Below are 23,794 nucleotides of genomic sequence, written 5' to 3' on the forward strand. Positions count from 1 at the left end.
TCGCCGCCCCGCATCAGGCCCGGAGCAGGACCGACAGCACCGCGAGGTTCCACCCCGTCACGGCCGCTCCGACCGTCGCCAGCGCCGCCGGGATTCCGGCACGGTACAGCTCCGGTGCGTGCCGCCAGACGGCGTAACACAGACCGAACACCACACCCTTCAGCAACACGACCGCGACGATCCCGTACCGGTCGACGGCGCCGACGACGACCGGGTTCGCCTCGACGCCGCCCGCGAACAGTCCGGCGGCCGTCGAAACGACGTCTCCGACCCCGAACAGGAGGACGGCGAGGAGCCACAGCCACGGCTGGACGCCGCGGGACTGGAACGGGAGACGGCCGAAATCCATCGGGTCGCGGTAGGATGGCGGCCCGCTTCGTTATCGAGTCCCAAACCGGCGGCCGCGACCGAGAGGTGGATCGAAGGGAGCGTTCCACCAGCGAACGCCAGTCGATGCCCTCGAACGCCCGAATTCGGGGCGTAACGCCCGGTTTCCGGCCGATCGAACGGTCGCTAGCGTACATCTAACAAAAGGTATGCCGGGTAAAAGGAAGCCATCGCCGGAACCGCCCTCTCCGGGAACGCCAAATGAGCGAAGATTCGACGGGACCGATCTCCCACGACACAGCGTTCGACCTGCTGAGCAACGCCCGTCGTCGGTTCGTACTCCGGCGCCTCCAGGAGGCCGACGACGGCATCAAGCTCGGGGACCTGGCAACCGAACTGTCCGCAGTCGAGAACGGTATCCCGGCGGAGGAACTCTCCGACAAGCAGCGGAAGCGGACCTACGTCTCGCTGTACCAGACCCACATTCCGAAGCTCGAGGAGTCCGGTATCATCACGTACGACGGCGATTCCGGCGTCGTGCGCCCGACGGACAGACTCGGCGAACTCGCGGCGTACTTCGACTCGGAGCCGAACCGGATCCCCTGGCGGTGGTTGTATCTCGTCTTCGGTGGCGGCGGGCTGATCCTCTACGCCATCGCGTTCGCTGTCGACTTCCGGGTCGTAGGGCCCGCACAGGTCGGCCTCGGCGTGCTCGTCGCTGTCGCGGCTTTGAGTCTCGTCCACTACGCCCACGCGCGGTGGTACCGGAAGGACACGGTGAGGATACCCCTCGAGCGGGAGTGAACTCCCGTCAGCGGGCGACGACGATCTCCCCTTCGCCCGCCGCCGTCACCGAGTACGGCCCGAACCGGAACGAAACCTCGGCGTCCGCCCCGCCCGTGTCGAGACACTGCCTGAGCGCGTCCGGATCGATGGCGTCGTGCAGGACGCGGTCCTGACCGACTCCGTCGGTGGCCCCGACTTCGTCGATCGCCTCGACGATCCGGACGACCACGTCGTCGGTCGAGGGGTCGAAATCGAACCGTGCGGCGTTCCCGTCTCCCTGCTCCGTTTTCTGCTCGGTCGGATGCGTCATTTACGCTCCGTTCGAGCCAACTTTCCTAAAAACGCTCGGTTCCGTCACGAACTCGGCAGTTTCTCGGTCGAGGCTCGGGGTTTATACTCGCGGGGTCCCTACGTTCTGGTGGCCCCTCCGCACTCGCCCGTCAGCTTGTGTGCCAGCACCTGTGGGCCGTGCTTTTGGGGGGGCCATCTCGACCGGAGAGCCGAGGCGCCGGACGACGGACGGCCTGCCGCCGGCGGTTAGCGCGCGTATACTCATTGTTCGACTCCGGCTACCGCCACCCATGACCTACCGAGTCGCGGTGATCGGGACGGGTCCCGACCCCGAGGAACGGAGCCGCGAGGGCTACGCGATGGCGTACCGCCACGCCGACGGATACCGGCGGCTCGAATCGTGTGCGCTCGTCGCCTGCGCCGACATCGTCCCCGAGAACGCCGAGGCGTTCGCCGACCGCTTCGACGTCGACGGCGTCTACGAGGACCACGAGACGATGCTGGAGGCGGCCGAACCGGACATCGTCAGCGTCTGCGTCCCGCCGGCCGCCCACGCCGACCTCGTCGTCGACTGTGCGTCGGCGCCGTCCGTCGAGGCCGTCCACTGCGAGAAGCCGATGGCGACCACCTGGGGGGACTGCCGCCGGATGGTCGACGCCTGCGAGACGGCCGGCGTCCAGTTGACCATCGACCACCAGCGCCGCTTCGCCGAACCGGTCCGGCGGGCGAAGGAACTGCTCGCGGAGGGTGCCATCGGCGACCTCCGCCGGATCGAGTGGTCGGAGGTGAACCTCTTCGACGCCGGCACCCACTGTTTCGACCTCTGTGACTTCCTCACCGACGGTGAGCGGGTCGAGTGGGTGCTGGCCGGCGTCGACCTGGCCCACGAGAACCGCTGGTTCGGCACGCTCAACGAGACCCGCGCCGTCGCGCAGTGGCGCTACGCCGACGGGACCGTCGGCTTCGCCTCGACCGCCGAGGACGGCGAGACGCTCGTCGACGCCTACCTCCGGCTCGTCGGCACCGACGGCGAGATCGAGATCCAGCCCGACGACGGCCCGCCGCTGCGGATGCGGACCGGCGGCGGCTGGCGTGCCGTCGACACGCACAACGAGACGGTGTTCAGCCCCGGCAGCAGCCGTCTCGACATCGTCGCCCGGAAGCTGACCAGCGTCCTCGGGGTCGGCGGCGACCGCTTTGCGCCCCCGCCGACCCACTACGAGCGCGCCATCGATCACCTCGTGGAGACGCTGGACGCCGGCGAGGAGCCGCTCGTCTCGGGCCGGCGGGTCCTCCGCGGGACCGAACTCGCCTTCGCAAGCTGGGAGTCCAGCCGTCGGCGCGGGCGCGTCCACCTGCCGCTGGAGATCGACGGCAACCCGCTGGAGGCGATGTACGAGGCCGGCGAACTGGCCGCCGGAGAGCGGCCACCGGTCGCGGAATCGTCCGCCGAGTAGTGTCCGCGTCCGCGACAATCACGTCGTAGAGAACGTAAGCCGGGCATAATACTTATTCTCCCCTCCCCCGCAGTACCGCTCGCATGGCACACAGGCTGAGGCGGGAGCGTGACTCCGAGAGAGCCACGACCCCGGACCACGAAGACGACGCGGCCCGCACAGTGCTCGAACGACGACCCTACCTCCGGCTCGCCGCGGCGGCGCTGACGGCACTGGTCGCCGCCGGCCGGACGGCGGCGTCGGCGACGACGAGCCACGAGGACGACGAGACCGACAGCTGGCTACTGATACGCGGTGGCGACGGCGTCTCGCGGTACGAACTCACCGTCGCCGGGACGCTCGCCGCCGCCGACGGCAGCGACGACGCCCGCATCTCCGGCAGCAGCGCCGAGGGCGTCGTCAGCGACGGCAACAGGCGCTACCGGTTCGACGGCGAGATACGCGACCTGGCCGTCGACGGCGACGCCGAGGTCCGGGTCGGGACCGAGCGGTAACGAGGGCGCCGGCACCACGAGGCCCGGTACGGCCAGCGGCGCGTCCGTCCCGGCCGTAGCGGTCGTATAACTAATGAGCGAACACGCCTCCTCCGAGTCGATGTGGCCCTGGGAACACGTCCTCTTTGCGTACGTCTTCTACTCCCCGTACGTCCACCTCGCCTACCGGTCGGCGCCGACCGGCTGGCCGGCGGCCGCGCTGGCAGTCGGCACCCTCTTTCCGGACCTCGTCGACAAGCCGCTGGCCTGGCAGTTCGGCCTCGTCGAGACCGGGTGGGGTCCCGCCCACTCGGTCTTCCTCGCCGTCCCGGTCGCGCTGTTCGTGTACGCGGTCGCACGGCACCGCGGCGTCGGCGCGGTCGGCGTCGCCTTCGGCTTCGGCTACCTGTTGCACCTCCCCGGCGACGTCGTCCCGGCCTCGCTGTCGCGGGGGCGGCTCTACCTCGCGCCGGTCCTGTGGCCGCGAAGTGATCCCGCGGTCGACGCCGACCACGGCTCCTTTCTGGACGGCGTCTACAGCCTCCTGACCGAATACGCCGTCCAGCTGCTCGCCCTCGAGGTGACGACGGGCGTGGCGCTGCAGGTCGGGACGGTCGCGGTCGGCGGGCTGCTGTGGCTCTACGACGGGCTCCCCGGCCTGCGGCTCCTGGCCGTCCCCATCCGGTACATCGCCGGCTACCTCCGACTCTCCTGACCTCCCGCGTGCTGTGACAGGACTCGAACGCCCTGCCGGATCGATTGTTCGGGATCGGCGGGGTCGTCGTTCTCGAAGACGAGCCAGTCGGCGCCGCTCGACCTGGCGGCCGGCAGCACCCGCTCGAGATCGACCAGCCCCTCGCCCGGCGTGACCGGGGCGAACGACCGCAGGAACCGGCCCGTCGCCTCGACGTCGGCGACGTGGACCACCGCCAGCCGCTCGCCGAGTAGCTCCATGACCGCGACCGGGTCGTACCCCGCGGCCGCGACCCATCCGACGTCGATCTCGAAGGTGACCGCCTCGGGCGTCCGCTCGATGAGCCTGCCGAGCGCGGTTCGGTCGGCCCCCGCCTCGACGCCCCCCGTGGCGCGCTCCAGGCCGGCGGCGACCCGGCGCCAGCCACCGGGCAGCGGGACCGCCGACACCCGCCCGAGACCGAACCGGTCCAGCGGCGGCGACAGCGTCGCCAGAGTGTTGTGGTACGTGAGTTCGATGCCGGCGGGGGCGAGCAGGTCCGACAGCTCGGCCAGCCGACCCGCGAGCACGTCGACCCGGGCCGTCGTCCGGAAGTGGCCCGCGCCGACGTGTGGGACGACGACGCGCCGGCACCCGACCGACAGACACCGGTCGATTACCCACTTCGGGTCGGTCTCGAGCCGCGAGAGCCCTACGTGGGCCGCGACCGGTTCAATGCCCGTCTCCGCGAGCGCCGTCCGAACCGGCTCGGGGTCTGTCTCGAGGAACCGCCCGGCGAACTCGACGCCGTCGTAGCCCGCCGCCGCGACCCGGCGGACGACCGTCTCCAGCGGAGCCGACATCGACGCGAGCGTGTGTAGCTGGATCGCTGTTCGTGGGGGTCCGGGACCGTCCGCCGTCGATGTCGACTCGGCTGTCATCGGCAATTCCCGGGTGGGCATTGGGTTTCGTTACCCGACGGCTACGCTAGTTCGTCCACGGACCGGCTCGCTGGGCGGGCTGGAAGACGCGCCCCGGCTCAGGCGTCCTCCCGGAACGGATCGGGCTCGGCGGCGCCGACCGCGGACGACCGCTCCAGTGCCTGCCGGTAGACCGCGACTAGCCGCTCTGCCGTCTCCGGCCAGTCGTTTGCGACCGCGTGCCGGTAGTTCGCCCGGCCGACGCCCTCCAGGTCGGGGTGTTCGTGTGCGCGCCGGAGCGCCCGCCGGAGTCCGTCCGGCGCGCCGGGATCGTACAGGAGGTCGTCGTTGGCCGCCGACAGCGCCGCCGGCAGACAGCCCATCGCCGGCGCCACGACCGGCAGGCCGAACGTACAGCCCAGATGGGCCGACCCCGAGTTGAGAACGTCCCGGTACGGCAACACCAGGACATCGGCCGCGTTCAGGTAGTACTGGATCCGCTCGTCGGGGACGAACTCGAGGACCGTCCGGACGTTCCCCGTCCCCGCGGCCAGGGCGTCTATCTCCCCGCCCAGGGCGTCGCTCTTGGGGCTGCCGACCACCCACAGTTCGGCGTCCGGCACGTCGAGTTCCCCGAACGCCGCGAGGAGTTCGGGGATGCCCTTGTACTCCCGGACGAGACCGAAGAAGAGGTAGACGAACGCCCCCTCGGAAATCGACAGTTCCTCGCGGGCCGTCGCCGGCGAGACGTCGTTCTCGTAGGCCGACACGTAGCTGCCGTCGGGGACGACGTGAAGTTCCGCCGCCGAGGGGACCGTGTAGGCGGCCGCGATCCGTTCGGCGGCGGCACGGCACTTCACCGTCACCGCGTCGGCGACCGCGAACACCGTCTCGTTGACGACCCGCTCTGTCCGGGGGTACTTCCCCTCGTGGTGTCGCTCGTTGTGGACCGTCCGGACGACCGCGACCGACAGCAGCGAGACGGCGAGCAGGTCGACGAGAAGCGTCGCCGCGCGAACCCACGTCGCGGCCCTGTCGAGGGCGTCGCTCCCGGTGTCGCTGACGTTGTAGTAGTCGTACACCCAGTCGATACAGAGGACGTCCGCCTCCGGGTACCGGAGCGCGTTCCGCGTCAGCGGGAAGAAAAGCGGCAGCGACGGCGAAAGCACCGTCACGCCGCGGGACTCCAGGGCCCCCGCCACGAGCGACATGTAGGGGTTCTCCGGGTACCGGTCGGCGTCGACGAGGACCGCGGTGAGGTCCTCGTCGGTCATCCGGACCGACGGGGGTCGGGCCGCCCCTCGCGGCTGTCGGTGGTCACGGCGGCCGCTCCCGGACGGCACGGCCGTCGGCAGGTCCTGACTGACATGGGCGGCACCGACGGCGCCTCCGGGGTTAAGTATGGACGGGCTACCGGTTCGGAGGGCGGTACGAACCGCGCGACGGCACCGACGGCGACGGGTGCGGCTACCACGGTTCGCCCCGCCGCGGTAATCGGGGTATAACAAACCTCCGTCTCGCCGGGTGTTCGGTCGATGAGACACGGAGTCGTCGGCACGCGCCGCCCGCCTCGTCGGGCGGAGGGTCCGGCATGAAGGATCGCATCCGGGAGTTGCTGGAGCGACTGGTTCCCACGGGGTCGGTCCTCCAGCGGTCGGTCAAGAGCGGCGTCTGGGTGTCGGCGACCAAGATGTCACTGCGGCTCTCGCAGGTACTGATGCTGATCGTGCTGGCGAGGCTGCTGTCGCCGCGGGACTTCGGGCTGATGGGCGTGGCGCTTCTGACGCTCGCGGCCACGCGCCGCTTTACGAACATCGGCCTCAACGCCGCCCTCGTCCAGCAGAAAGAGGAGAACGTCGACGAGTACCTCAACACCACCTGGTGTCTGGAAATCGGGCGCGGCCTGCTGGTCTTCGCCGTCGTCTTTCTGGCGGCGCCGTACGTCGGTACGTTCTTCGGCGAACCCCGGGCGACGCCGCTGATCCGGGTGCTCGGACTCTCGCCGGTGTTCTACGGTCTCCGGAACCCCGGCGTCGTCTACTTCCAGAAGGACCTCTCCTTTCACCGGGACTTCGTCTACCAGTCCAGCGGCGCCGTGATGCAATTCGCCGTCGGCGTCGGCTACGCGCTGTACTCCCCGACCGTGTGGGCGCTGGTGTTCGCGTCCGTCAGCCGTCCCGCGACCAAGTTCCTCCTGTCGTACGTCCTCCACGACTACCGGCCGTGGCCGTCGTTCGACCTGGAAATGGCGCGGGAACTCATCCAGTACGGCAAGTGGATAACCGGCTCGTCCATCATCGGGTACGTCTACAGCCAGGGTGACGACGCCTTCGTCGGGTGGTTCCTCTCGGCGACCGCCCTCGGCTTCTACCAGTACGCCTACCGCATCGCGGACATGCCGGCCAGGGAGTTCTCCAGCGTCATTTCGAAGGTCACCTTCCCCGCGTACTCCCAGCTCCAGGACGACATCGACGAGCTACGCGGCGCGCTCGTCCAGTCGACGCGGTTGACCGCCTTCGTCGCGTTCCCGATGGCGTTCGGCATCGCCTTGGTCGCACCGAGTTTCGTCCCGGCGGTGCTGGGCAGCGAGTGGACGCCGATGATCACGACGATGCAACTGCTGGCGCTCTACGGACTCCTGCACGCCATCACCCGGAACTTCGGCGCGCTCTGGAAGGCGCAGGGTCGCCCCGACCTCATCGCCAAGCTCGGCACCCTGCGGGTCTGCTGTCTCGCCGTCCTCATCTGGCCGCTGACCGCCCGGTTCGGCATCGAGGGCACCGCCCTCACCGTCGTCGGCGTCTACGTCTTCCCGATGCTCCCCATCGACGTCTACCTCGCCGCCCGGATGGTCGAGGGCCGTTCGGCGATGCTGTACCGGGAGTACGTCTACCCCTTCGTCGCCGCCACGATCATGTTCGGGAGCCTCTACTACGCGCGCGGCGTCCTCGAGGTGTCGCCCCTCGTCGAACTCCTCGTCCTCGTCCCGTCCGGCGCCGTCGTCTACTTCGTCGTCGCCGCCCTGCTGGAGCGCCGCTTCGACTGGGGCATCGAGCGGAACCTCCGGATGATAACCGACGGCGTGCGCGGATGAGGACGGCACCGTCTCCCTCTCGCCCGGCGGCGTTACCGACTCCATACTAACCCGGAACCGTCTCCTTCGTCCGACACCGACATGAACTTCGAACACCGGGTCATCGACGACTCGCCACCCTGCGGACGGCTCTTTGGGTGCCACGCGACCGACCTCACCGGGAACGGCCGCCCCGACGTCGTCGTCGGCGGGACGGGCGCCGAGAAGCTCCCGATACTGGGACGCAGCGGCGCGCCGCTGGTCGGCCGGCTGTTCCGCCGCCTCGAAAAGGACCTCTTCTGGTACGAGAACCCCGGCTGGGAGCGGCACGTCATCTCCCCGCGGTCGGACCTGCGGGCCCTCGGGACGACGATGGGCGACGTCACGGGGAACGGCCGGCTCGACCTCTTCGTCGGCCAGGGCCTCGGCGGCCGCGACCTCTACTGGTTCGAACAGCCTCCCGACCCCCGCGAGCCCTGGACCGAACACCACCTCGGCTCCCCGTTCGAGAAGTACCACGACCTCGCGTTCGGCGACGTGGACGGCGACGGCGAACCGGAACTGGTCGGCGCCTCACAGCGGAGCGAGACCGTCTTCTACTACGACGTCCCGGACGACCCGACCCGGTCGCCGTGGCCCGCCGACTGCCGGCACGTCCTCGCCCGCGACACGCACGCCGAGGGACTGGCCATCGCCGACCTCGACGGCGACGGCCGCGAGGAACTCCTCGCAGGCACCGACGTCTACCGGCGGGCCGCGGCCGTCGAGCAGCCACGATCCGGCGCCGCCGTCGAGACCGACGGCGGGGTGACCGCCGACGGCTGGGAGCGCGAGTCCATCGTCGACGGCTGGAAGTGGACCCGCGTCGCCGTCGCCGACCTCGACGGCGACGGCGACCCGGAGGTGGTGCTCTCGGAAGGCGACTCGCCGCTGCTCGGCGGCGACGCCGGCCGCGTCGCCTGGTTCGACCCGCCCGAGTGGACGCCGCACCGCCTCGCCGAGGACCTCTACTGTCCCCACACCCTCCAGGTCGCCGACTTCGACGGCGACGGCAGCCCCGACGTCTACGTCGCCGAGATGGGCCACGGCCGCGAGGACGGCCAGGCCCGGCACCTGCTGTTCCGCAACCGCGGCGACGGCCGCTTCGAGGAGACGGTCGTCGAACGCGGCGTCCCGACCCACGAGGCGAAGGCCGTCGACGTCGACGGCGACGGACGGATCGACCTCGTCGGCAAGTCCTACGGCGCCGACGCCCACGTCGACGTCTGGTACAACCGCCCGTGACGACCGCCCTCATGGAGAAACCGATGCCCGACACCGCCACCGACCGACCGCACCGCTCGACGGCCGACCGTGCCGACGCTGCCGACCGCGACGGGGACGCGCCGCTGGTCAGCGTCGTCCTGCCGACCTACGACCGACCGTCTTACCTCCGGAAGGCGGTCGAGAGCGTGCTCGCACAGACCTACGAGCCGATCGAACTCGTCGTCGTCGACGACCACTCCGAGCGGCCGGCCGCCGAGACCCTCTCGGGGATGGACCTCGGTGACCTCGCGGCGGTCCGGTGTCGTCGCCACGAGGAGAACCGCGGCGTCAACGCCGCCCGGAACACCGGCATCGAGGCCGCCAGCGGCGAGTACGTCGCCTTCCTCGACGACGACGACCGATGGGTCCCCGAGAAGACCGAACGCCAGGTCGCCGCATTCGAGACTGCCGGCGACGACGTCGGCGTCGTCTACACCGGCAAGCGAACCGTCGAACCGGAAGGCACCGGCGAGCGAATCCCGCCCGCCGTCGAGGGCGACATGACGAAGGCGCTGCTCTGCCGGAACGTCGTCGGAACCATGTCGGTCGTGATGGTCCGGGCCGACCTCGCCAGGGCGGTCCCGCTCGACGAGTCGTTCCCGGCGTGGGCAGACCTGGCGTGGTACGTCAGCCTCTCTCGGCGGGCCGGCTTCAAACGGCTGCCCGAACCGCTGGCCGTCTACGAGTTTACCTCTCACGGCCGGCTGAGCGATGACCTCGAGAAGAAGCGCCGGGGCTACGAGCGGTTCCTCGAGCGGTTCGGCCCGCTGGCCGCCGAGTACGGCCGGCGCTTCCACCGGAAGATGCGCGGCTGGGCGGCCTACCGGGTCGGACGGACGGCGCTCGTGACCGGCGACTACGCGGAGGCGCGCCGGTTCCTCGCGGCCGCCGTCGCCGCCTACCCCGTCGAACCGAAGTTCGGGCTGTACCTGCTGGCCGCCGCCGGCGGCCGCCCCACCCACGGTCTCGCCCGGCGGGCCAGGGAACTCGGGCGCGTCTTCGCCGGCGTCACCTCCCGTTAGCGACTCCATAGGTAAGTGCCGAACCGGGCAACACGAGTCCGATGACCGAGGACGCCCGAGTGGTATTCGTCACCCAGATGTTCCCGCCCGAGACCGGCGGCAACGCCTCCCGAATCCACGACACGGCGACGAACCTCGGCGACGAGTGGGACGTGACCGTGCTCGCGCCGCCGCCGACGCTGCCGCCCGGCGAGTTCGACCGAAGCCGACGCCGGGCCCGGACCGAGCACGTCGACGGCGTCACCGTCCACCGGCTGTGGACCTGGCAACCGACCGACGAGGACCCGGGCATGGCACGCCGGCTCCCCTACTACCTCCTGTTCGGTCTCCACGCCATCCTGTGGCTGCTGTGGCACCGCCGCCGCTACGACGCCGTCGTCACGTCGACGCCGCCGATATCGACCGGGGCGGCCGGCCTCGTGGCCGCCGCGCTCGGGACCCCCTGGGTGGTCGACGTCCGGGATCTCTGGATAGACGCCTCGATCTCGCTCGGCTACCTCGAGGCCGGCAGCCCGATAGAGCGGGTCAGCCGCCGGTTCCAGCGGTTCGTCCTGGCGACCGCCGACCGCATCACCGTCACGACCGGGACGCTCGGCGAGGCCGTCGCCGCCGAGTACGGCGCCGACCTCGCCGCGAAGACGGTCCCGCTCCCGAACGGCGTCGACACCGACCGCTTCCGGCCCCGGACGGGAACCGACCCCTACACGGCCGGCGACGAGGCCGCGAGCGCGGGCGCCGCCACCGACGGCAGCGGCCGGACCATCGTCTACACCGGCAACCTCGGGAGCGCCCAGGACCTCGAGACCTGCGTTCGCGCGATGGCACACCTCGATTCGGACGCCGTCCTTCGGTTGGTGGGCGGCGGCGACGTGGCCTCGGCGCTGCGCCGGCTTGCCGCCGACATCGGCGTCGCCGACCGCGTCCGGTTCGACGATCCCGTCCCCCGCGACGAGGTGCCCGGTATCCTCAGCGACGCGACGGTCGGCGTCGCGCCGCTCGACGATTCGGCGGCCCTCTCGTACGCGATGCCGACCAAGAGCTACGAGTACCTCGCCTGTGGCCTCCCGACGGTGGTGACCGGCCGGGGCGAAATCGAGCGATTCGCCGACCGGTCGGGCGGCGCCGTCCACGTCGACAACGACCCGGCGGCAGTCGCCGCCGTCTTCGACAACCTGCTTTCGGACCGCCGGCGCCGCGAGCGGATGGCCCGCCGGGGCCGCGCGTACGTCGTCGAACACCACGACCGCCGGGCGCTCGCCGAGCGACTGGGCGAGGAACTCTCGGCGCTCGTCGACGGCGCGCCGGCCGCCGACCGCGACGCGGACGGGGCGGTACCGTGAGGTCGCTGCTCCGTACGGAGCCGGCCAGGACGCTGTACCTCGGGGGTCACACCCTGGCCCGGATGCGCCCGCGGCAGGTCGCGGGCATCCTCGAGCGGCACGCCAGGGAACGCCTCGTGCCCGCGCTGCCGGTCGACTTCGACCGCCGCTACGAGCGGCGCGTCCCCGCCGATCCCCCGGCCCGGACCGACGCCGTGGCCGACAACACCGCGACAATCCGGCGATGTCTCGACGGCGCGGACCGCCGCCACCGCCGGGACCGTGCCCGCGCGGCGGCCGACGGGGAACCGCAGTTCCTGAACCGGTCCGTCCGAATCGCCGACGGCGGGTCGGTCGACTGGGCAGGCGACCGCCTCGAGGATCTCCCGCTGCAGTGGCGGCTGAAGCTCTACGGCTTCGAACCGCTCTCGGACGCGCTGTACGGGTTCGATCCCGACCGGCTCCCCGGATCGGTCCGGGAGCGATTCGACGGGTGGATACGGGGATGGGCGGACGAGGTGGCGGTCGGCGGCCGGCGGTACCTCAGACGGCGGTGGACGCCGTGGGCGGTGTCGCTGCGAATCCAGCGCTGGCTCCGATATCTCGCCTTCCACGAGCGACACGCCCCGGACGCCGACTTCGAGCGCACGCTGCGGCGAGAGACCTACAAGAACGCCTGCTTCCTCCGGAACCACGTCGAGTTCGACGTCGACGGGAACCACCTCGTCGAGAACGGGGTCGCGCTGCTGGCGGCCGGCCTGGTGTTCGACGAGTCCGACTGGACGGACGCGGGGACGTCGGTGCTGGAGACCGCCGCCCGCGAGCAGTTCCTCACGGACGGCTGTCACTACGAGCGGAGCCCCATGTACCACGTCGTCGTCCTCACGCGGCTGCTGACGGCCCGCGACCTGCTGGCACGGACGGACCACACCGTGCCCGACGCTCTCAACGACGCAGCGGCCGAGGCGACGGCGTTCCTCCGGTACCTCCGGCCACCGGACGGCGAACTCCCGCTTTTGAACGATTCCGTCCACGGGGAGTCGCTCTCGCTCGAGGCCTGTCGCCGGTACGCGACCGCCGTCGGCGTCGACGCTCACCGACCCGACACCGACAGCGGCCTGCTCTCGATGGAGGTCGACGCCGGGACGTCGGGCTACCGGTGGCTGCGGACCGACGCCGGCGCGATGCTCGTCGACGGCGGGCCGGTCGGCCCGTCACACCTCCCCGGTCACTCCCACAGCGACACGCTCTCCGTCCTGCTGTGGGTCGACGGCCGGCAGGTGATCACCGACACTGGCACCTTCGACTACACCGGCGGTCCCCGACGGAACTACGCCCGAGGCGTCCGCGCCCACAACACCGTTCAGGTCGGGGACGTAGAGCCGATTCCGCTCGGCGGACAGTACCTGCTCGGCCCGCGACCCGCCCCCGAGACACGGTTCGAACCCGGCGACGTGTCGCTGTTCGAGGGCCGCTACGAGGCGCGACCGCTGGCGGAGGCGCCCTACACCCACCACCGCGCCGTCTACGCCGCCGACGACTGGTGGCTCCTCGACGACGCGGTGGCCGGCGACGTCGACGGCCGGGTCCGGAGCCGGCTCCACCTCCATCCCGACGTCGAACCGGTCGCCGACGGCGAGGGGCTCCGGCTGGAAACCGGCGACCGGCCGGTCCGCGTCCGGCCGCTCGGCGGGGCGACGCTGCGGATAACCGACGGCCGGTACTACCCCCGGTTCGGCGAGGCAATCGACCGCGCCGTCGTGGAGACACGGTCGGACGGCTCCGGTTCCGGGAGGGTTCGACTGGCGCTCGCCGTCGACGCCGGCGAGGAGACGGCGCTCGCGGGGGGCGCCGACGGCCGACAGCGCTTCCGGATCGACGGCCGGACCTACGAGCTTCCGGGCCGTCGGCTCGCACCCCGGTGAGGCGGCCCCGAGCGACGAGACCCGCCTCGAGGCGGGTTAGCGACGGCCTACCTTTGGGGGCGCGGTTCCGTACGGAGGATATGTCCGGAACGCGTTCCTGGAGCAGTGTCGCGGACTCGCTGGACCTGCTGGGGGTCGCACTGCTGGCCGTCGCGGGGACGTTCCCCCTGCTGGTCGAGGGGACGCTCCCGACGCCGGTACGCGTCGGCATCGGGATCGGGCTAATACTGTTCGCGCCGGGGTACGCGCTCGTGTCGCTTTTGATACCCCGGGAGACGGTCGTCGGCGTCGACGGCGACGAGCGCCGGGTTCCGATGGGCGAACGACTCCTCCTGGCGGTCGGGTTCAGCATCGTCACCGTCCCGCTGGTCGGCATCCTCCTGAACTACACCCAGTGGGGACCCGACCCCGAGAGCACCGTCGCCGCCGTCGGTATCGTGACCTTCCTGCTCGCGGAACTCGCCATCTGGCGGCGGCTCGCAGCCGACGCCCCCCGTCGGTTCCGGCCGGGCATCGCCGGGCTGCCGAAGCGGGTCGGGAGCCGTCTCGCCGCCGACACGAACCGGGAGACGGTCGTCAACGTCGTGCTGGTCGCCGGGCTGGCCGTCGCCGTCGCCGGCGTCGGCCTCGCGGTGGCGACGACGGACAACGGCGAGCGCTACACCGAGTTCTACCTCCTCGCCGAGAACGACTCCGGCGAGTTGGTCGCCGACGGCTACCCGACCGAGCTCTCGGTCGGGAAGCCGACCGAGCTCCACGTCGGGGTCGCCAACCGGGAGGCCGAACCCGTCACCTACACCGTCGTGGTGCAGCTACAGCGGGTCGAGCGGACCGAGGCGGGCCGGACGGTCACCGAGCGGTTCGGCGTCGACAGCTTCCGCGTCCGCGCCGGGGCCGGCGAGACGGTCCAGCGCCGCCACGCCGTCGAACCGACCGTCGCGGGCGAGGGCTTCCGACTGACCTACCTGCTGTACGCCGGTGCGGCGCCGTCGGACCCCTCGACGTCGAACGCCTACCGCTCGGTTCACCTGTGGGTCGACGTGACGCCGGCGGGCGGCGGATAATCGAAGCACTGGCGCGAACGACGAATCTCGCCCCGCGAAGAGTAGCGTCCGACTGGCCAACTGAAGTGATCTTACCGAGGACTGTTATATCAGCGGACGTGTACGCGAAGATATGAAACGGCGAGCCCTGCTTTCGAGCGCTGCAGTGGGGGTGGCCGGCATAGCTGGTTGCGCCGGTCCGGGAGACGAGAGGACACCGACATCTACTGCTGGCGATCCGGTTCAGACTGCGGCCGCGCGCTTCCAGACGGCGATCGACGAGTTCGACCGGTACACAGGGAGCCTTCAGCAGACCAGGCTAGACTACTCGAGTGAGACGGTTACGATCGCTCTCGAGGAAGGTCGGGCGGCACTCGAGACGGCACGGGACAGCAATCCGACCGACCGCCAGCAAGCTCAAATCGAGTATCTCGCAACGGTCGCCGATGCAATCGAGGCGACCGCCAAGGGGTACGGCGCGCTCGTCTCGCTCAGCGATCACCTCGGGTTGGCCGAGTCGTACGTCGACGCCAGCCGCCGCGAGGACGCCGTGGCCGAACTGGACGCCGCGACGGATGACCTCGACACGGCCCGGACGCGCCTCGATACAGGGATCGGTGACGTCCGGTCCGCCCGAGAGATGGACGTGGCACTGGAGACGGATCTGACGCTCGTCGAGTGGCGTCAGCGCCTCGTCCAGTCCGTCGACACACTCGACGCCGTCAAGGCCGCCATCGCTGGCTACGAGCACGAAACCACCGGACGGTTGCGGTACGACGACGGCGTCGGTCGCGTGGATTCCGAAGACTACGAAGAGGCGGTTGCAGCCTTTGAGGAAGCCTTCCAGTCTTTCGGCCGGGCACTCGAGGATTACGACACCGCCGAACAGCGGGCCACGGACAGCTACAAGCAGCAGTTGATCCAGCGCCGCTGTCGAATCGAGGGGTATCGGACCGCCGCGGAGTTAGCCTTCGACGGCGCAAAACTCTACGACGAGGGAGCGTTCGACGCGGCCGACGAGAAGTTCGTGGAGGCCCGTGAGGCGTTGAATCGGGACTGCTAATTATCCGTGTGTAGTGACCGGTATGTCTTTACCAGTCCGCCACGGTAGGACTCTGAGAATGCCCCTCCAATACATCCTCCCCGCTCTGATGGGATTCGTGTTCGTGATGACTGCTGCCTATGCCGGCACGCTTCGTGCCTTGGAAGTATACTTTGACCCTGACCAAGACAGCGTCTTTCTCTCGGATGATCTCGAACCCCATGGTGAACAACAACGTCACTAGCTGTATCACCGATCACACTATCGCGGCGAACCGGAGGTAGACGAGGTAGCCGAACACCAGAAAGCAGACGACGACGAGCAGTCGAATCGGGCGCCAGCAGGCCGGCCGTTCCTCTGGCGGGGCGAAAAGCTGTATCGCCACGAGCAGGCCGATGAACGAGACGACGAAGTAGGTCTCGACGAGGAACCGCCCGAGCGCGACGAGGGCCGCGAGTGCGACCACCATCCACGCCGCCTGTGTCACCACGACCCTGTCCCGGTTGGCGTTCGGCATCGTCCATACCGGGGGAGGCGAGCCACCTCGTTATTCCTCACCTACCCGCGGCGTAGACCGGAGGGTAGCGGTTCGTCCCCCGACGGCCCGCGGATGGAGACGGATTAGCAGCCCCATTACTACGCGGTATTGACCGCTAGACCGAGCGAACGGAGCGTCGGACGACCGGCTTCCACCGCCGTCGACAGGGGACACCATGTCAGTCAACGAATCGAAACCGATACCGAAGCTGTTCGCGGTCCTGGGAGTGTTCCTGCTGGTCGTGGCGGTGTCGGTGCTTCTGTCCGTCCCACCGGCGTCCGGCTACGAGATTTACATCTACACCGCCTACCCGTGGTACTTCTGGGTGTCCATCGTCGGTGCCATCGTCGCCGGACAGCTGGTCGTGCTCTCGAGCGCCGACAACGACGACCTCGGGACGTTCGGGGCGATGCTCGCCATCGGCTCGGTCGTCACGCTGACGCTGCTGCCGTACGTCCGGGGGTATCCCGTGTACGGGCGCGCGGACGTGCTGACGCACCTCGGGATGGTCCACGACATCGGGGAGTTCGGGATCGCGGGGAACATCTACCCGCCGACGCACCTGCTCGTGGGGGCGCTGTCGGGAGCCACGGGACTGGAGCCGATGACACTCATCAACGTCCTGCCCGTCGCCTTCACCGTCGTGTTCCTGGGGTCGATGTACCTCCTCGTCGAGGCGCAGTTCGTCGACCGAAAGCGGGCGGCCTTCGCCCTCCCGTTCGTGCTGCTTCCGGTGCTCGGCTCCTCGCACGTAACGGCGGTGCCGTTCGTGTTGAGCCTGCTTTTGACGCCCTTCGCGCTGTACCTCCTCGTCTCCGAACGACGGACGGCCGCCGTCCCGGTTCGGGCGATGCTCGTCCTCGCCGTCGTCGGCGTGGTGCTTTTCCACCCGCTGACGGCGCTTTTCTTCCTGGCCGCGCTCGTGGTGTACGCCGCCAGCGAGCGGGTACTGGCGGCGGACGGACCGTCGCCGTCGCCGACGAACGTGGCCTCGCTCACTGTCGTCGTCTTCAGCGCGTGGTACCTGAGCTTCGTCGGCATCCTCATCCGGTTCCGAAACGTCGTCACCGGCCTCCTGAGCCGGGGCGGAGGCGAATCGCAACTGCAAGGGACCGTCGACACCGTCGAGCGGACCTCCGCGGAGATGAGCGACGTACTCAAGATAGCGGTCCTCGAGTACGGCGCTACCGGGGTCTTCTACGGCCTCGCAACGACGTTTCTCGCGGCCGTGGTCCTGTGGTGGCTGATGGGCCGAGTGCAGCCGAGGCGATTCGTCGCCGTGTTCGGCGCGACGACCGTCCTGTTCGCCGGGCTGTCGGTCGTCTTCCTGACGAACGACCTCATCGTCGGGTTCGGGCGACCCCTGGCGTTCGGGAAGATCTTCGCGGCGGTGCTGGCCGGCGGGGCCTGGTACGCGGTCTGGCAGCGAACCGACCGGACCGCTGGACGGGCGGCGGTAGCCGTCGCCCTCGGCGCGCTGCTCGTGGTGGTCGTGCTCCTGTCGGTCGCCAGCATGTTCAGTTCGCCGCTGGTCGCAAAGACCAACCAGCAGGTGACACAGATGGAACTGGACGGGATGGAGTGGACCTTCGAGAACCGAAACGAGGAGCTCCTCATCGACGAGTTCGGCATCGACCAGTACCGGTTCTACGACATGCGAAACGGCCTGGAGACGTCCTCGGAGACCGTCCGCCGGAGCGACACGAATCCCCCCGCCCACTTCAATTACACCACCTACGAGACGCTCGGCCGGAGTTACGAGTCGGATCGCTACTTCGTCCTGACGCGGCTCGGCCGGATCACCTACCCCGCGAAGTTCCCCGGCTACCGCGACCAGTGGCAGTACACCCCCGCCGACTTCGACCGCCTCGAGTACGACTCCTCGGTCGGGCAGGTGTACGACAACGGCGAGTTCGACACCTACCTCGTCAACGGCACGCGTCGATCGACGGACGCCGAGCGAGCGACGACGGCCGGCCGGGTTCCACGGGCCCAGTGACCGCTCGGCGACCATCGGAACGGCTGTAGTGTGGTATGATGCAATTACAGCGGTAGCGAAGCGAAAGCCCACCCGTTCACGGGTAGGGATGAAGCCGACAACTGGGAATCTATCCACGAGGGTGCGCAGCCCCGGAGTTTTATAGTTGAGTAGGGCGTAAAAAGGCCGTACCGAGGCGGTCGAGCCGCCCGAATAAACGGATAATATCGGGATTCGGGCCACACCACGTCTGAATCTGAAGGAATCCCCTTCGGGGCCGCTGGCTGTGGATTCCGACACACGGTACCTCTGAATCCCATGCCGGGATAGGAGTAACGGCGGCTTGGCCCCGCCAGCAGTCCCGTCATGCCGACGAGACTGCAAACCTGAAACTCCCAACGTGGGAATCCCACGGCGTCAGCCGTGGGAGGAGGTCAACCGTTCTTCCGTCCCGTAATGGGTCGTTAACTGTCCGGCAGTCCCCCGGTATCGGGGCCGAGACCCCGGTTCGAGAGGCGATACGGAACGTGACAGTTTCGACGATAGTCATCGATATTCCGGTATTCCAACGTGGAATTCAGGGAGTAATGAATATATAAGTTAAGAAACACTTATGGGCCGTAGGGTACCACTACCGGCCGCATGGCACGCAAGCTGGCACACGAAGACGACGGCGAGAGCGGAGAAGCCACCGACACCGGCGGGAAGGGCGGGTTGCTCCTCGACAGACGGCGATACGTCAAACTCGGCGCCGCGGCGGTGGGCGTCGTCGCAACGGGCAGCTGGGGCGGCACCGCCCAGTCCGGCGGCACGACCTACTGGACGGACTTCAGCGAGGGACAGCTATGACGACGCTGGACGTCACCGACTACGGCGCGGCGGGCGACGGGAGTACCGACGACCGGGCCGCGATACAGGCCGCCATCGACGACGCCGCCGCCGGTGACACGGTGTACCTCCCGGCGACGGCGGACGCCTACGTGGTCTCGACGTCGACGCCCGGCACCGGCTGTGTCACCGTCGACGGCGACAGCCACCCGGACGACCTCACCATCACGGGCGACGGCCCGGACTCGACGATACGACTCGCCGACGACGGCGACCACGACGACATCAACCTCTTCGTGCTGCGCGTGATGCCGAACTCCACCGGCATCCTGGGGCTGGAAATCCGGAATCTCACCGTCGACGGCAACCGCCAGAACGTCGGCACCACCGGCAGCCACAGCGGTATCAACATCTCACAGAAGGACTCCACCGCCAGTGTCGACGACGTGGACGTCCTCGTCGAGGACGTCGAAATCCGCTCGACGCACGGCACCGGCATCTACTTCTGGTACGGCAACACCCGGGCCAACCGCGTGACGACCGACGACACCGGCAGCCACGGCTTCCAGATAAGTGGCGAGCACCACGACGGCAAGCCCGTCACGATCACGAACTGTCTGGCGAAGAACAACGGCCAGACCGAGGTCGGTCGGTACGGCTTCGACCAGTCCGGCGGATGGGGCATCGTCGAGGACTCGGTGGCGTACAACTGCCAGCAGGCGACGAAGGTCACCGACGACGTCACCCGCGCCGAGTACCGCCGGTTCCGGGGGACGGACTCCCGGGAGGCCGCCGGCTTCCAGCGGCCCAGCGACCGCAACGGCGCACAGGTGTACTGGGGCGACTGCGTCTTCGAGAACAACCCCGGGCAGGGCATCCGTGCCGACGGTCCCGACGACCACACCATCGAGGACGGCGCGACGGTCCTCTGTCTCGGCAACGGCGCCGACACGACGAACGACGTCCTGTTCGACGCCGGTGCCACGCTCGACGCCACCGGCGGCACGCTGTACGTCGTCGACTCGCTGTCCTCCAACGACGCGCTGGACTGGAACTCGACGGGGTCGGGGGCGCTCGACACCTACGCCCACGACGGCAACGCCACGAACGACATCGGGAACAACGGCAATCTCGACGTCTCGACTGACACGACCGACCGCATCGCCGACCTCGATTCGGTTCCCACCGCCTCGGAGGTCGGCGCCTGGAGCGGCGACTCCACCGACGACTCGACGACGGACGACTCGACGAGCGACGGCGACTCGACGACGGACTCGGGGTTCGACGACTGGACGCCCCGGTGGGCGTCCACGACCGACGACTGGAGCGTCGTCTCCGGGTCGGGCTTCGAGGGCGGCCACGCCCTGGCGTTCGAACACGACGGCACCGGCCGGACGCGCTACGCCCTCTCGTGGGACCAGGCCGGCACGCCGGCCGACGTCGAGGTGCTGGATCGATTCCGGGTTCCCGCCTTCACCGCCGAGGACGGTCTCGGGTTCCACGCCCGTCTCCACCTCCGCTCGTCGACGAGCGGCGGCGCCGAGAACGGCTACTGGCTGGAGGTCGAGTCGCCCAACGACGCGTTCCGCCTCGGAAAGTACACCGACGGCGCGGTGGCGGTTCTGGGTCGTTTCGGCTCCCCCGCCGAGGGGACCTTCTATCACCGTCGCTTCCGCGCGGAGGGCGAGACGCTCCGGGCGAAGGTGTGGCCCGCCGGCGAGGCGGAGCCGACCGACTGGGACATCGAGGTGACCGACGCCGACCACGCCGACGGCTGGGTCGGTCCCGGCTCCTACGACGTCGAGCGGGTCGAGACGGACGTCTTCGGCGTCGCCACCGGCGGCCAGTCGGCGACGCTGTCGCCCTCGGACGGCGCCCCGTCGGTCGCCTGGGCCGACCCGACCGACGGCGCGACGGTGTCCGGCGACGTCGCCGTCGCCGTCGACGCCACCGACGCCGAGGACGATTCGCTGACCGTCGAGTACCGCGTCGACGACGGGACCTGGACGGCGACGAGTTACGACTCGGAGTCCGGCAACTACACCGCGGCGTGGGACTCGACGGGCGTCGACGATGGCGGGCACACGCTGTCGGCACGGGCGACCGACGGCGCCGGCAACACCACCGGCGCGACCGTCGACGTGACCGTCGACAACGCCACCGACGACACGGGCGACGGGACGACCGACGGATCGAGCCTCGCCGTCGACCGCTTCGCCGTGACCGACGAGAGCAATCCGGCCTGGAGCCGGTACGACGTCGATTGGGCCGTCTCCGACGCCGACGGCGCCCTCAACACCGTCGTGACGGAACTGCGGTACGGCGGCGTCACCGTCGCCGCCAAGAGCACGAACGTCACCGGGGAGACGGCGAGTCACTCCCACGACATGCGGGTCAAGGGCCCGGTCGACGAGGTCTGGCTGGGCGTCAACAACACCGACAACGATGTCGTCAGCGACTCGGAGGGCGTGTAACGCGACCGACGCCGTCCGGTTTCGACTCCCCGGACGTTCCCGTGGATAGGAACACGCTACCGGCCCGCGACCGGCATTTGGTGGCCGATAACTATTCGTGGTGGGGCGAAAGGGCGCACGATGGTATCACGACGGGAGCTACTGGCTCTATCGGCCGCGTCGATGGCGGGCCTCGCAGGCTGTAGCTTGTTTCGGGACGAACCGGAGGAACCGGAGCCGGAACCCACGGAACCGACGCCCGAGACGCCGACGGTCGACTCCGACCCGCCCCACGACGTCCGGGACTTCGGGGCCGCGGTCGACGGCGAGACGGACGACACCGAGGCGGTCCGGTCCGCAATCGCACACGCGGGACCCGGGGAGACGGTCTTCTTTCCGAGCGGGACGACGCTCGTCTCCTCGCTGGATTCCGAAGACACCGCCGCGGTCCGCCTCCACGGCGACGACCTGCCCGAGAACCTGACGCTGGCGGGCACGGGAAAGGACGCCGTCCTCCGGATGGACGGCGGCCACTCGGGCCACCACCAGCTGTTCTTCATCGAGGTGGCGGGCGGCATCGAGGGGCTGGAGATTCGTGACCTCCGGCTCGACGGCAACAGAGACGAGCAGCCGGGCGAGCCGGGGTCGGGCGGCCACGCCATCATCTCTGATTCGGCGGACAGCGACGACGTCCCGGTCAGCGTCCTGATAGAGAACGTCTGGGTCGAACGGTGGAACCAGTCGGGCATCACGCCCCACCACGGCGGGTTCGTCGTCAACCAGTGTACGGTTCGGGAGTGCTCCAAGCACGGCATCTCTCCCGACTCGTGGTACGACGTCCACAAGTACGAGCCGCCAATCGAGGTCAGGAACTGCTACTGCTACCGGAACGGGACGGACAGCCGGGCACCGACGTACGGAATCGACGTCTCCGGTGGGAAGGTGCTCGTCGAGGACTGCGTCTGTGAGGGCAACGCCCAGGGCACGAAGACCACCCCGGACGTCATCGAGGCGACGTACCGCCGGGTCCGGCTCACTGACAACGAAATCAACGGGTATCTCCGCCCGGGGTCGGAGGGGAACACCGACGAGCGCGGCGTCGTTCGCTTCGAGGACGTCGTCTCCGAGGGGAACGGCTCCCGGGGGTTCCGCCTCGGTGCGTACACCGACTACGTCGTTCCCGAGGGGTCGGCAATCGTCGCCCGGGCGAACGCCAGGCAAGGTGACAACATCCTGGTGACACAGGACGCAGCGTTCGACGCTTCGACCGTCTGGTCGACGTGTGCCCAGAGCGGTTACGGCCTGAACTCGCCCACCCGGGGCTCTTCCCGCGTCGGGACGTACTACCACTTCGACAACGCTGCCGGTCCGCTCGGCGACCTCAATAACACGAAGATAGAAAAGATAATAGACGTCGCCGAGATGCCAGAGCGGTTGGCGACGGCGACCGACCCCGGGTGCCCCGGGGTGATCGAGGGCGTTCCGACCGCCGCGGACGTCGGCGCGGTACACCCGCCGCCGGAGTAGGGCGGGCAGGCTACGCGACCGTTCCCTCGACGAACCCCTCGTGGACGACGAGTATCCGGACCGGAATCCGGTCGACGTCGAGCACCTTCGCTATCGCGAGTCGGTGCCGGCCGTCGTTGAACAGGAGGTCACCGCGCCGCCCGACGTTGACGTTGACCTCGTCGACGGGGTGTTTCCCGAGTTCGCGCTGTGACCTGTATCCCTCGTGTCGAACCCGCTCGTACAGGGATTCGACGTACCGGCACCGCTCCTCGAGCGCCTCGACGGAGGCGCACCCCCACGGCCGGTTCCCGTCGTCGATCTCCTCGGCGGTGCGGCTGAAGAACTCGGTATCGGTGAGCGGCGTCCCGTGTTCGGCGTACTCCCGGATTCCCCGGTATATCCGGAGGTCGGCGAACCGGACGTCCAAGTCGTCCCAGTCGCCGCTCATCACGGCGCCGGTCCGTCTGAACTTGTCGAACGCGCCGACATCGAGGTAGCCGTGGCCCGCGTCGAGTCGAGCCGATTCGGACGTCACGTACTCGATGCGGTCGGGGTCGACCCGCCGGATACCGTACCGATGGCTTCGTCCGTCGACGAGACCGTTCCGTAGACGGTGGTACCTGCATCTGGCCCCGAAGAGGGCGTTTCGGCCGTGGAGGAGGACTGCGGTCGTCGCGGACCGACCGTCGGCTGACCGACGGGTACCGTCGGTCACCTCCGTCCACGTATCACGGGGCGCGCCCGGCCCGGTCATGCCCGGATGCCCGAGGAACGGGAACGCCGGTTCCGTCCGTCAGTCCGAGTCGCCTGCATGGGCCTTCGTACTCCGCCG

At 69.3% G+C, this 23,794-nt stretch carries 21 protein-coding genes; 15 read left to right on the forward strand and 6 right to left on the reverse strand.

Annotated features, from left to right (window positions below):
* Positions 1 to 13: 13 nt before the first annotated feature.
* A complete protein-coding gene (locus NLF94_RS16635) occupies positions 14 to 349 on the reverse strand; it encodes a DUF5658 family protein (RefSeq protein WP_254838754.1) in 336 nt (111 codons plus the stop codon).
* Positions 350 to 588: 239 nt separating this feature from the next.
* On the opposite strand from NLF94_RS16635, the gene NLF94_RS16640 reads away from it, so the two are divergent.
* A complete protein-coding gene (locus NLF94_RS16640) occupies positions 589 to 1,131 on the forward strand; it encodes a DUF7344 domain-containing protein (RefSeq protein ID WP_254838755.1) in 543 nt (180 codons plus the stop codon).
* Between the two features lie 7 nt (positions 1,132 to 1,138).
* Here the strand turns inward: NLF94_RS16640 and NLF94_RS16645 are convergent, their stop codons facing one another.
* Positions 1,139 to 1,423, reverse strand: coding sequence for a HalOD1 output domain-containing protein (locus NLF94_RS16645; protein ID WP_254838756.1), 285 nt, complete (start codon positions 1,421 to 1,423; stop codon positions 1,139 to 1,141).
* A 271-nt stretch (positions 1,424 to 1,694) separates the two neighbouring features.
* On the opposite strand from NLF94_RS16645, the gene NLF94_RS16650 reads away from it, so the two are divergent.
* The 3 genes from NLF94_RS16650 to NLF94_RS16660 all read left to right on the forward strand — a co-directional run bounded on the left by NLF94_RS16650 (position 1,695) and on the right by NLF94_RS16660 (position 4,049).
* Complete coding sequence (locus tag NLF94_RS16650; RefSeq protein WP_254838757.1) at positions 1,695 to 2,861, forward strand: Gfo/Idh/MocA family protein; 1,167 nt, start codon at positions 1,695 to 1,697, stop codon at positions 2,859 to 2,861.
* 83 nt (positions 2,862 to 2,944) lie between these two features.
* On the forward strand, positions 2,945 to 3,355 hold the full coding sequence (locus NLF94_RS16655) for a hypothetical protein (RefSeq protein ID WP_254838758.1): 411 nt from the start codon (positions 2,945 to 2,947) through the stop codon (positions 3,353 to 3,355).
* Between the two features lie 73 nt (positions 3,356 to 3,428).
* Positions 3,429 to 4,049, forward strand: coding sequence for a metal-dependent hydrolase (locus tag NLF94_RS16660; protein ID WP_254838759.1), 621 nt, complete (start codon positions 3,429 to 3,431; stop codon positions 4,047 to 4,049).
* Here the strand turns inward: NLF94_RS16660 and NLF94_RS16665 are convergent.
* Positions 4,031 to 4,948: a sugar phosphate isomerase/epimerase family protein gene (locus NLF94_RS16665; RefSeq protein ID WP_254838760.1), complete on the reverse strand. Its 918-nt coding sequence runs from the start codon at positions 4,946 to 4,948 to the stop codon at positions 4,031 to 4,033. The genes NLF94_RS16660 and NLF94_RS16665 overlap by 19 nt on opposite strands.
* Before the next feature lie 98 nt (positions 4,949 to 5,046).
* Positions 5,047 to 6,201, reverse strand: coding sequence for a glycosyltransferase (locus NLF94_RS16670; RefSeq protein ID WP_254838761.1), 1,155 nt, complete (start codon positions 6,199 to 6,201; stop codon positions 5,047 to 5,049).
* Positions 6,202 to 6,518: 317 nt separating this feature from the next.
* On the opposite strand from NLF94_RS16670, the gene NLF94_RS16675 reads away from it, so the two are divergent.
* The 7 genes from NLF94_RS16675 to NLF94_RS16705 all read left to right on the forward strand — a co-directional run bounded on the left by NLF94_RS16675 (position 6,519) and on the right by NLF94_RS16705 (position 15,677).
* On the forward strand, positions 6,519 to 8,021 hold the full coding sequence (locus NLF94_RS16675; RefSeq protein ID WP_254838762.1) for a lipopolysaccharide biosynthesis protein: 1,503 nt from the start codon (positions 6,519 to 6,521) through the stop codon (positions 8,019 to 8,021).
* An 81-nt stretch (positions 8,022 to 8,102) separates the two neighbouring features.
* Complete coding sequence (locus NLF94_RS16680) at positions 8,103 to 9,284, forward strand: FG-GAP repeat domain-containing protein (protein ID WP_254838763.1); 1,182 nt, start codon at positions 8,103 to 8,105, stop codon at positions 9,282 to 9,284.
* Positions 9,281 to 10,327 (forward strand): glycosyltransferase family 2 protein, encoded by a 1,047-nt coding sequence (locus NLF94_RS16685; RefSeq protein WP_254838764.1) that lies wholly within the window; start codon positions 9,281 to 9,283, stop codon positions 10,325 to 10,327. Before NLF94_RS16680 ends, NLF94_RS16685 begins: the two co-directional genes overlap by 4 nt.
* Positions 10,328 to 10,368: 41 nt before the next feature.
* Complete coding sequence (locus NLF94_RS16690) at positions 10,369 to 11,667, forward strand: glycosyltransferase family 4 protein (protein ID WP_254838765.1); 1,299 nt, start codon at positions 10,369 to 10,371, stop codon at positions 11,665 to 11,667.
* Positions 11,664 to 13,571, forward strand: coding sequence for an alginate lyase family protein (locus NLF94_RS16695; protein WP_254838766.1), 1,908 nt, complete (start codon positions 11,664 to 11,666; stop codon positions 13,569 to 13,571). The genes NLF94_RS16690 and NLF94_RS16695 overlap by 4 nt, the downstream gene beginning before the upstream one ends.
* An 80-nt stretch (positions 13,572 to 13,651) precedes the next feature.
* Complete coding sequence (locus NLF94_RS16700) at positions 13,652 to 14,635, forward strand: DUF1616 domain-containing protein (protein WP_254838767.1); 984 nt, start codon at positions 13,652 to 13,654, stop codon at positions 14,633 to 14,635.
* A 112-nt stretch (positions 14,636 to 14,747) separates the two neighbouring features.
* Positions 14,748 to 15,677 (forward strand): hypothetical protein, encoded by a 930-nt coding sequence (locus tag NLF94_RS16705; RefSeq protein ID WP_254838768.1) that lies wholly within the window; start codon positions 14,748 to 14,750, stop codon positions 15,675 to 15,677.
* 235 nt (positions 15,678 to 15,912) lie between these two features.
* Here NLF94_RS16705 and NLF94_RS16710 read toward each other — a convergent pair whose 3' ends face one another.
* Positions 15,913 to 16,173, reverse strand: a complete 261-nt coding sequence (locus tag NLF94_RS16710; protein ID WP_254838769.1) for a DUF8044 family membrane protein — start codon at positions 16,171 to 16,173, stop codon at positions 15,913 to 15,915.
* Positions 16,174 to 16,369: 196 nt separating this feature from the next.
* Between NLF94_RS16710 and NLF94_RS16715 the strand changes: the two genes are divergently transcribed.
* The 4 genes from NLF94_RS16715 to NLF94_RS16735 all read left to right on the forward strand — a co-directional run bounded on the left by NLF94_RS16715 (position 16,370) and on the right by NLF94_RS16735 (position 22,980).
* Positions 16,370 to 18,193 carry a hypothetical protein gene (locus tag NLF94_RS16715; RefSeq protein WP_254838770.1) on the forward strand — a complete coding sequence of 608 codons (1,824 nt, stop codon included), beginning with the start codon at positions 16,370 to 16,372 and terminating at the stop codon, positions 18,191 to 18,193.
* 621 nt (positions 18,194 to 18,814) lie between these two features.
* On the forward strand, positions 18,815 to 19,021 hold the full coding sequence (locus NLF94_RS16720; RefSeq protein WP_254838771.1) for a hypothetical protein: 207 nt from the start codon (positions 18,815 to 18,817) through the stop codon (positions 19,019 to 19,021).
* On the forward strand, positions 19,018 to 21,474 hold the full coding sequence (locus NLF94_RS20860) for a glycosyl hydrolase family 28-related protein (RefSeq protein WP_286670323.1): 2,457 nt from the start codon (positions 19,018 to 19,020) through the stop codon (positions 21,472 to 21,474). Before NLF94_RS16720 ends, NLF94_RS20860 begins: the two co-directional genes overlap by 4 nt.
* A 162-nt stretch (positions 21,475 to 21,636) precedes the next feature.
* Positions 21,637 to 22,980, forward strand: a complete 1,344-nt coding sequence (locus NLF94_RS16735) for a glycoside hydrolase family 55 protein (protein WP_254838772.1) — start codon at positions 21,637 to 21,639, stop codon at positions 22,978 to 22,980.
* 10 nt (positions 22,981 to 22,990) lie between these two features.
* On the opposite strand, the gene NLF94_RS16740 is transcribed toward NLF94_RS16735, so the two are convergent.
* Positions 22,991 to 23,716, reverse strand: a complete 726-nt coding sequence (locus NLF94_RS16740) for a hypothetical protein (protein WP_254838773.1) — start codon at positions 23,714 to 23,716, stop codon at positions 22,991 to 22,993.
* Positions 23,717 to 23,794: the final 78 nt, after the last annotated feature.

Origin of the sequence: Natronomonas marina (assembly GCF_024298905.1) — an archaeon.
Taxonomy (GTDB): domain Archaea; phylum Halobacteriota; class Halobacteria; order Halobacteriales; family Haloarculaceae; genus Natronomonas; species Natronomonas marina.